The 8,068-nt window shown below is 74.5% G+C and carries 9 protein-coding genes; 5 read left to right on the forward strand and 4 right to left on the reverse strand.

Features of this window, described 5'->3' with window-relative positions:
- Together ETD96_RS36295 and ETD96_RS36300 are read right to left on the reverse strand one after the other, a co-directional pair.
- Positions 1–1,281, reverse strand: a 1,281-nt coding sequence (locus tag ETD96_RS36295; RefSeq protein ID WP_138640996.1) for a sensor histidine kinase, incomplete at its 3' end; no start/stop codon positions are given.
- Positions 1,278–1,964, reverse strand: coding sequence for a response regulator transcription factor (locus tag ETD96_RS36300; protein WP_171069396.1), 687 nt, complete (start codon positions 1,962–1,964; stop codon positions 1,278–1,280). The genes ETD96_RS36295 and ETD96_RS36300, both read right to left, overlap by 4 nt.
- 27 nt (positions 1,965–1,991) lie before the next feature.
- Between ETD96_RS36300 and ETD96_RS36305 the strand changes: the two genes are divergently transcribed.
- The 5 genes from ETD96_RS36305 (at position 1,992) to ETD96_RS36325 (ending at position 5,635) form a co-directional block, all read left to right on the forward strand.
- Positions 1,992–2,513 carry a hypothetical protein gene (locus ETD96_RS36305; protein ID WP_138640997.1) on the forward strand — a complete coding sequence of 174 codons (522 nt, stop codon included), beginning with the start codon at positions 1,992–1,994 and terminating at the stop codon, positions 2,511–2,513.
- A 24-nt stretch (positions 2,514–2,537) separates the two neighbouring features.
- Positions 2,538–3,137: a sulfite oxidase-like oxidoreductase gene (locus tag ETD96_RS36310; protein WP_138640998.1), complete on the forward strand. Its 600-nt coding sequence runs from the start codon at positions 2,538–2,540 to the stop codon at positions 3,135–3,137.
- Positions 3,107–3,862: a ferredoxin reductase gene (locus tag ETD96_RS36315; RefSeq protein ID WP_138640999.1), complete on the forward strand. Its 756-nt coding sequence runs from the start codon at positions 3,107–3,109 to the stop codon at positions 3,860–3,862. The genes ETD96_RS36310 and ETD96_RS36315 overlap by 31 nt, the downstream gene beginning before the upstream one ends.
- A gap of 47 nt (positions 3,863–3,909) precedes the next feature.
- Positions 3,910–4,194, forward strand: a complete 285-nt coding sequence (locus ETD96_RS36320; protein WP_138641000.1) for a DUF6510 family protein — start codon at positions 3,910–3,912, stop codon at positions 4,192–4,194.
- Between the two features lie 106 nt (positions 4,195–4,300).
- Complete coding sequence (locus ETD96_RS36325) at positions 4,301–5,635, forward strand: MFS transporter (RefSeq protein WP_138641001.1); 1,335 nt, start codon at positions 4,301–4,303, stop codon at positions 5,633–5,635.
- Positions 5,636–5,695: 60 nt separating this feature from the next.
- Here ETD96_RS36325 and ETD96_RS36330 read toward each other — a convergent pair whose 3' ends face one another.
- Together ETD96_RS36330 and ETD96_RS36335 are read right to left on the reverse strand one after the other, a co-directional pair.
- Positions 5,696–6,325, reverse strand: a complete 630-nt coding sequence (locus ETD96_RS36330) for a PaaI family thioesterase (RefSeq protein WP_138641002.1) — start codon at positions 6,323–6,325, stop codon at positions 5,696–5,698.
- A 119-nt stretch (positions 6,326–6,444) separates the two neighbouring features.
- Positions 6,445–7,998 (reverse strand): serine/threonine-protein kinase, encoded by a 1,554-nt coding sequence (locus ETD96_RS36335; RefSeq protein ID WP_138641003.1) that lies wholly within the window; start codon positions 7,996–7,998, stop codon positions 6,445–6,447.
- Positions 7,999–8,068: the final 70 nt, after the last annotated feature.

The following is an 8,068-nucleotide window of genomic DNA, read 5'->3' on the forward strand; positions in this document are numbered from 1 at the left end:
GGTCCGGAACCACATCTGCACCTGGGCGCCGCCGAGGACGCTGCGGTGGATGCGCAGGTAGCCGCCGGTGGACTCGGCGGCGCGGCGGGCGATGTCGAGGCCGAGGCCGGTGGAGCCGCCGCCGCTGCTGCCGCGCTTCAGCGCGGCGTCCGGGTCGGCGATGCCCGGGCCGCCGTCGGCGACGAGGATGCCGGTGACGCCCTGCCCCTGGTGGAGGGTGACGACGAAGCCGGTGCCCTCGGCGGTGTGCCGGAAGATGTTGCCGAGCAGTGCGTCGACGGCGGCGGCGAGCTCGGTGCCGGGGATCGGCAGCGGCGCGGGGCCCTCGGCGCCGATCAGCTCGCAGGAGCGGCCCTCGTCCTCGGCGAGGACGGACCAGAACGCGACGCGGTCGCGCAGCACCTTCGACGCGTCGCAGCTGCCGCGCCCGGTGGGCCGCCGGACGGTCCGGATGATCTGGTCGACCTCGCGCTCGATGCGGTCGACGGCCTCGCGGGTCTGCTCGGCGACGGGGCCGTCGCCGAGGGCCTCGGCGTTGAGGCGGAGCGCGGCGAGCGGGGTGCGCAGGCGGTGCGACAGGTCGGCGGCCATCTCGCGTTCGGCGGACAGCAGCTGGACGACGTGGTCGGCCATCGCGTTGAACGCCAGGCCCGCCTCGACGAGTTCGGGCGGCCCGTCCGGTTCGATGCGGACCGACAGCTCGCCGTCGCCGAAGGCGCCCGCGGCCTCGGCGAGCCGCCGGGTGGAGCGGATCATGCGGTTGCCGAGCCGGTCGGCGACGGCGACGGACCCGGCGACGAGCGCGCAGGCGACCGTCGTCATGACGAGCCACGCCTTCCAGACGCCGCGCGACAGGTCGTCGTCGGGGAGGAACACCTCGACGACGGCGGTGCGGCCGGCGTCCAGCGACACCGGCTGGAGCAGGGCGTACCCGCCGTTGACGCGGGCGGTGTAGGAGCGGCCGCGGCGCCCGGCCTCGGTGAGCTGCTCGGGACGGGCGCTGAAGTCGCCGTGGGCGTCGCGCGGGACGAGCCCGCCGTCCGGGAGGTGCACGGTCATCCGCCCGGCGGCGCCGGCCTGGGTGCTGGCGACGGCGCGTTCGAGGGCGGCGGGGTCCTCGGTGACGACGAGGACGGGCCCGAGCGCGCTCGCCTGGCGCTCGGCGGTGGTGAGGGCGCGGTCCCGGGCGATCTCCCGGACGGTCAGCGCGAGCGGGATCAGGAACGCCAGCGCGACCATGGAGGTGACCGCCAGGGACACCAGGACGAGCGTCTTCCTCATGACCGCGGGTCGGGCTCGGCCAGCCGCACGCCGACGCCGCGGACCGTGTGCAGGTAGCGGGGCGCGGCGGCGGTCTCGCCGAGCTTGCGGCGCAGCCAGGACAGGTGGACGTCGATGGTCTGGTCGTCGCCGTACGCCTGCCGCCACACCTCGGCGAGCAGTTCGCGCCGGGCGACGACCCGGCCGGGGCGGGCCGCGAGGTAGGCGAGGAGGTCGAATTCGCGGCGGGTGAGTTCGAGCTGCTGGCCGTCCAGCATCGCCTCGCGCCGGTCGAGGTCGATGTGCAGGCCGCCGACGCTCAGCTCCGCGGCCGGCCCGGAGCGCGCCGACCGGCGCAGCACGGCGGCGAGGCGGGCGCTGAGGTGCTCGATGGAGAACGGTTTGATCAGGTAGTCGTCGGCGCCCGCGTTGAGTAACCGGACGATCTCCGGTTCGTCGTCGCGGGCGGTCGCGATGATGACCGGGACGTCGGAGATGCCGCGCAGCATCTTCAGCACCTCCGCGCCGTCGAGGTCGGGGAGCCCGAGGTCGAGGACGACGACGTCGGGCGGCGACTGCGTGACCTCGCGCAGCGCGTCCATCGCGGTGCCGACGCTGCGCACGACATGCGACCGCACGCTCAGTTCCCGAATTAGGGCGGTCCGGACATTCGCGTCATCCTCGACCACCAAAACACTCGCCATGGCGGAACCGTATGCCACCATGTGCCCATGCGTCGCGCGATGTCGTATGTTGCCCCGTGGGCCGGGGTGACCGCGCTCGCGGTCGCCTTATCGTGGCTCGGGGTGCGCGACGTCGTGCGCGGCGCGGTGTCGGAGCGCTCGGCGCCGCCGCCGATCGCCGGGCCGGTGATCCACTCCAGCCCGGCGGCACCGCCGGGGCCGCCGGCGATCGGATCGCCGACCGCGCGGCCGAAGCCGCCGGACGGCGCGGACCGGGCGCCCACGCCGACGAAGCCCGCGAAACCGCCGCCGCCCGGCAAGCCCTCCAAGACCCCGCCGAAGACGCCCGACAACGTGCGCAGCTACGCGACCCGGGGCGGGCGCGCCGCGATGTCGATCGAGAAGGACCGGGTGCGGCTCGTCTCGGCGACGCCGAACCCCGGCTACGAGACGCGCGTGACGCAGGCCGAGGGCTGGCTCCGCGTGGATTTCCTGACCGACGAGCACACCTCGTCGGTCATCGCGTCCTGGTACGAGCACGAACCGATGGTGAAGGTGTACGAATATTGAGCCGAGCCGGGGAAGGACGACGCCATGCCCATCATTTCGCGAGGTTTCCGCGGACGGCGTCCCTCCGGTGACCACGAGCTCCCGCCCGGCCAGTACGAGACGTTCGATTTCCCGGTGCTGTCGGCGGGTCCGACCCCGCAGGTCCCGCTGGACGAGTGGGAGTTCACCATCAGCACGGAGAGCGGCACCGAGCACCGGTGGAGCTGGGACGACCTGACGGCGCTGCCCGCGGAGACGCCCACCGTCGACCTGCACTGCGTCACCAAATGGTCAAAATTCGACACCGAATGGCGAGGCGTTTCTTTGGACGTCCTTTTCGAGGACGTGGAGAGCGCCGCCGATTTCACTCTCGTCCACTCCTACGGCGGCTACACGACGAATCTGCCGCTGGAGGATCTGCTCGACGGCAAGGCGTGGATCGCCTACGGCTATGACGGCGGAGAACTGCCTCCGGAGCACGGCGGCCCGGCCCGCCTCCTCGTCCCGCACCTGTACTTCTGGAAGTCGGCGAAGTGGGTGCGCGGAATCCAGCTCGGCCTCGAGGACGAGCCGGGGTTCTGGGAAAGCGCCGGCTACCACGACTACGGAGACCCATGGCGGGAGCAGCGGTACCAGGGCGACTAGGCGGGCGGCTGCGCTGGCACACCGCCGAGCTGGTGGAGCGGCGCGCCGAGTCGGCGACGGCCGCGACGCTGGTGTTCGACGTCGCCGGGTGGCCGGGCCATCTGGCGGGCCAGCACGTGGACGTCCGACTCACCGCCGAGGACGGCTACAGCGCGCAGCGCAGCTACTCGATCGCGTCCGCGTCCGGCGGCGGGCAGGTCGAGCTGACGGTGCAGCAGGTCGCGGACGGCGAGGTGTCGCCGTACCTCGCCGAGGAGATGGCGCCGGGCGACCTCGCGGAGTTCCGCGGGCCCGTCGGCGGCTGGTTCGTTTGGCGGACCGAGCAGACCGAGCCGGTGCTGCTGGTGGCGGGCGGGTCGGGCCTCGTCCCGCTGATGTCCATGGTCCGGACGCGGCGGGCCGCCGGGAGCCGCGTCCCGTTCCGGCTGCTGTACTCGGTGCGCGGCCCCGACGACCGGCTCTACGCGCGCGAGCTGGCGCGCACCGACCCCGGCCTGGACGTGACGCTCCTCTACACGCGCACCTCACCGGACGGCCTGCCGCGCAAGCCCGGCCGGATCACCCCGGAAGACCTCGTCCAGTACGGATGGCCCGCCGACTTCGAGCCGTCCTGCTACGTGTGCGGCCCGACCGGCTTCGTCGAGAAGGCCGCCACGTACCTGGTCATGCTCGGCCACGCCCCCGAAAGAGTCCGGACCGAACGCTTCGGCCCCACCGGCGGATGACCCGCCGGCGGACGGCCTGGCGGGCGGACGACCCAGCGGAGGATGACATGACCGCCCTCGACGACCAGGACGACGCCTTCACCGACGGCAACGCCCTCGCGGGCGCGCTGTCGGAGGTCTTCGCGGTCGACCTGACCGCCGCCGAGAGCCGCTGCGCCAACTGCGGGCGCACCGGGCCGGTCGGCGCGCTGCGCGTCTACGCACGCGCGCCCGGGTTCGTGGCCCGCTGCCCGGGATGCGGCCACGTCGTGCTGCGCCTGGTGCGCGGCCCCGGCACCGTCTGGCTCGACCTGCGCGGGGCGGTCGCGCTCGCCGTCCCGGTGGACGACTGACCGCGACGCTTCGGCGATTTCTACCGTTTCGGCGGCGACCCCGGAGGGAAACAGCAGATCACAACTCCTGGGGCCGGCGGGGGCGGTCGGAAAGGTCAGAGCTCCCATGGTCCTGGATCCCGGAGAGGCCGGCCGCGCCCGCGCGGCGGACGCCGGCGAGCGGCGCGCGCAGGTGCGCAAGGCCGCCGCCGCGAGCGTCATCGGCACGTCCATCGAGTGGTACGACTTCTTCCTCTACAACACGGCCGCGGCGATCGTCTTCAAGGACGTGTTCTTCCCCGAGTCGAGCGACTACGCGGGGACGCTGTCGGCGTTCGCGACCTACGCGGTCGGGTTCGCGGCCCGCCCGATCGGCGCGGCGATCTTCGGGCACTGGGGCGACCGGCTCGGCCGCAAGGCGACGCTGATCGTCACGCTGGTGCTGATGGGGGTGTCGAGCGCGCTGATCGGCGTCCTGCCCGGCACGGAGACGATCGGCTGGGCCGCGCCCGTGCTGCTCGTCGTGCTGCGCATCCTGCAGGGCATCGCGGTCGGCGGCGAGTGGAGCGGCTCGGTGCTGCTGTCGATGGAGTGGGGCGACCGCAAGCGGCGCGGGCTGATGGCGAGCCTGCCGCAGCTCGGCGTCCCGATCGGGCTCATCCTCGGCACCGGCATGATGACGGCGATCGCGCTGTCGGCGGAGGGTGCCTTCAAGGACTGGGCGTGGCGCATCCCGTTCCTGTTCAGCCTGGTGCTCGTCGCGATCGGGCTGTGGGTGCGGGTCCGGGTGATGGAGACGCCGCTGTTCGCCGAGGTCGTCGCGCGGAACGAGGTCTCCCGCGTCCCGGTGGCCGAGGTCGTGAAGCGGCATCCGCGGGAGATCGTCCTCAGCGCGCTGCTGCGCTGCTCCGAGCAGATGCCGTTCTACCTGTTCACCTCGTTCGCCCTCACCTACGTGGACGACCACCTGGAGATGGCGGAGGGGCTCGCGCTCAGCGCGGTGACGGCCGCGGCGGTGCTGGAGCTGTTCACGATCCCCGCGGCCGGGCACCTCGGCGACCGGATCGGCCCGCGCCGGGTGTACGCGGCGGGGTCGCTGCTCGTCGCGGTGTTCGCGTTCCCGTACTTCCTGCTGCTGAACACCGGGATCGCGGCGCTGATCGTCGTCGCGGTGGTGGTGGCGCAGATCCCGCACGCCGTGCAGTACGGGCCGCAGGCGTCGCTGATCGCCTCGGTGTTCCCGACCCGGCTGCGGTACGGCGGCGCGGGCATCGGGTACCAGCTCGCGTCGGTGTTCGCGGGCGGTCCGGCGCCGCTGCTGGCGACCTGGCTGCTGCACGACTACGGCTGGCAGGCGATCTCGATCAGCATGATCGTGGCGTCCGCGCTGACGCTGACGGCGCTGAGCCTGCTGCCCGCGCCCGCCGCCGACCACGCCGCACCGGCGGCCGCGAAGGCGTGACCCCCGCCGCCCGGGCGGCCCGCGCCGCCCGGGCGGTCCGGGTCTTCCGGGCGGGCGGGGTCAGGAGTGCGGGACGAACCGCTGCGGCATGATGAACATCGCGGTGGCCTCCACCGTGACCCGGCCGTCCGGGCCGCAGATCGTCCCGGACGCGTAGACCTTGCGCCCCTCCACCCGGCTCGCCTTCGCCTCAACCGAGAGCGGGACGCCGAGCGGCGTCGGCCGCCGGTAGCGGGTCTCCAGGGTCGCGGTCATGCCGGGCGTGCCGGACGCGGCCGCCGCCATGCCGAGGACCTGGTCGAGCACCATCGCGGACACCCCGCCGTGCACGTAGGACGGCGGCCCCTCGTAGACGGTGCTCAGGGTGAACTCGCCGCGGACGATGCCGTCCGAGCTCACGGTCAGCTCGACCGGCGGCGCGAGCGGGTTCAGGGCGCCGGTGACCGGGTTGCCGATCTGCCGGTCCATCCGGCGCTCGCCGGACGGGACGAACGGCGGCGCGTCCCGGCGCGCGGCGGCGAGCCGCGCGGTCAGGGCCTCGACCTCGGCGGCGACGGCCGCGGCCTCCGCGGTGCCGACGCTCGTCAGGACGGTGGCCTCGGCCAGCGCGCGGACGCGGGCGGCGAGGCCGCTCAGGGCCGCCGCCTCGTCCTCCGCCAGTACCGGCCGCTCCATCGGGATCCCGCTCATTCAGCCTCCTCGCGGGGCGGTCCCCCGTGCCGCCGCCCCATAGCCGAACGAAATTCTAAAATAGGGCGGCGACCGCCGCGGACGCGGGTCCCGCTCAGCGGTGCGGCGGCCGCACCCGCTCAGGACCGCGAGAGCGGGCCGGCGACCGTCCAGCGGCGGCCGTTCGGCGACGTCCCGCTGTAGCGGAACATCAGCCGGTCTCCCCCGGTCTCCGGGGTGAGCGACACCGAGCCGGTGTCCACGCAGCGCTCCGTCCCGAACGTGATCTGCTCGCGGAACACCAGCGTGTCGCCCGTCCGGCGCAGGAAGGTCTCCGTGCCCGAGCAGTTCTGCAGGGGATAGGAGACCTTGCCCGCGCCGCCGCCCGCGGGCAGGACGAGCGTGATGGGGAAGACCTTCCCGTCGTTCTGGGTGACCCGCCCCGTCCACGTCCCCGCGTACCGGCCCGGGATGCCGGTGCGCCGGGACTCGGCCGTGCTCGACCCCGAGGACGCGGGCGCCCGCGCGGAGGGGGCCGAGGTGCTCTCCCCGGCGGCGGCCGGCGGCGCGTCGCCGTCGCGCGTCCCCGCCTCGGCGGTGGTGGCGCCGCCGTCCTGCCACGGCCGCAGGACCGCCACCACCACGGCGGCCACCGCGACCGCGACGACCGCGGCCGACACCGCGATCAGCGCCGTGGAGCGCCGCTCCGCCCGCTCCCCCGCCGGTGCGGCGGGCACCGCGCCGGGCGGCATCCGCATGGTCGGCCGATCACCGGGAGCCGGCGGGACGGGCACGGCCTGCGGAGCCGGAGGAACGGGCACGGCCTGCGGGACGGGTCCCGCCTGCGGGACGGGTCCGGCCTGCGGGACGGGCGCGGCCGGCGCCTCGCCCAGCAGGACGCGCAGCACCTCCGACGCGGGCGGCCGCACCGCCGGGTCCTTGGCGAGGCAGCGGACGGCCAGGTCGCGCAGCGGCCCGGACAGCGCGCCGAGGTCCGGCTCGCCGTGCAGGATGCGCCCGACGATCGCGGTCATCGTGTCGCCGGCGAACGGCAGCCGCCCCGACGACGCGAACACCATCGTCCCGGCCCACGCGAACACGTCGGCGGCGGGCCCGGCGCGCAGGCCCTCCAGCTGCTCGGGCGCCATGAAGGCCGGGGTGCCGATCGCGCCGCTCACGGTGATCGTCGCGCCGTCCAGCGCGCGGGCGATGCCGAAGTCGATGACGCGCGGCCCGTCCGAGCCGAGCAGCACGTTGTGCGGCTTGAAGTCGCGGTGCACGACGCCCGCCCGGTGGATCGCGACGAGCGCCGTCGCCGTGCCGACCGCTAGCCGCTCCAGCGCGCCGCGCGTGCGCGGGCCCTCGGTGGTCACGACCCGGTGCAGCGAGGGCCCGTCGACGAACTCGCTGACGATGTAGGGGCGGTCGCCCGCCGCGTCGGCGTCCAGGATCGCGGCCGTGCAGAACTCCGCGACCCGCTTCGCCGTGTCGAGTTCGCGCAGGAAGCGGGCGCGGGCCTCCGGGTCGTCGCCGAGGCGCCCGTGCAGGAGCTTCACCGCGACCCGGCCGTGGCCGCCGCCCTCGTCCTCGGCGAGGAAGACGGCGCCCTGCCCGCCCTCGCCGAGCCGGCCGGTCAGCCGGTAGCGGCCGAGCCGCTCCGGGTCGCCAGGACGCAACGCTCCCGCCGCCGGCATGTGGCCTCCCGCCCCGCAGAGACCCGCGTCGGCGAGCCCGATTGAGATAGATTCCTGCAGTATCTCCCAT

The organism is Actinomadura geliboluensis, assembly GCF_005889745.1.
GTDB classification, from domain to species: Bacteria; Actinomycetota; Actinomycetes; order Streptosporangiales; family Streptosporangiaceae; genus Spirillospora; species Spirillospora geliboluensis.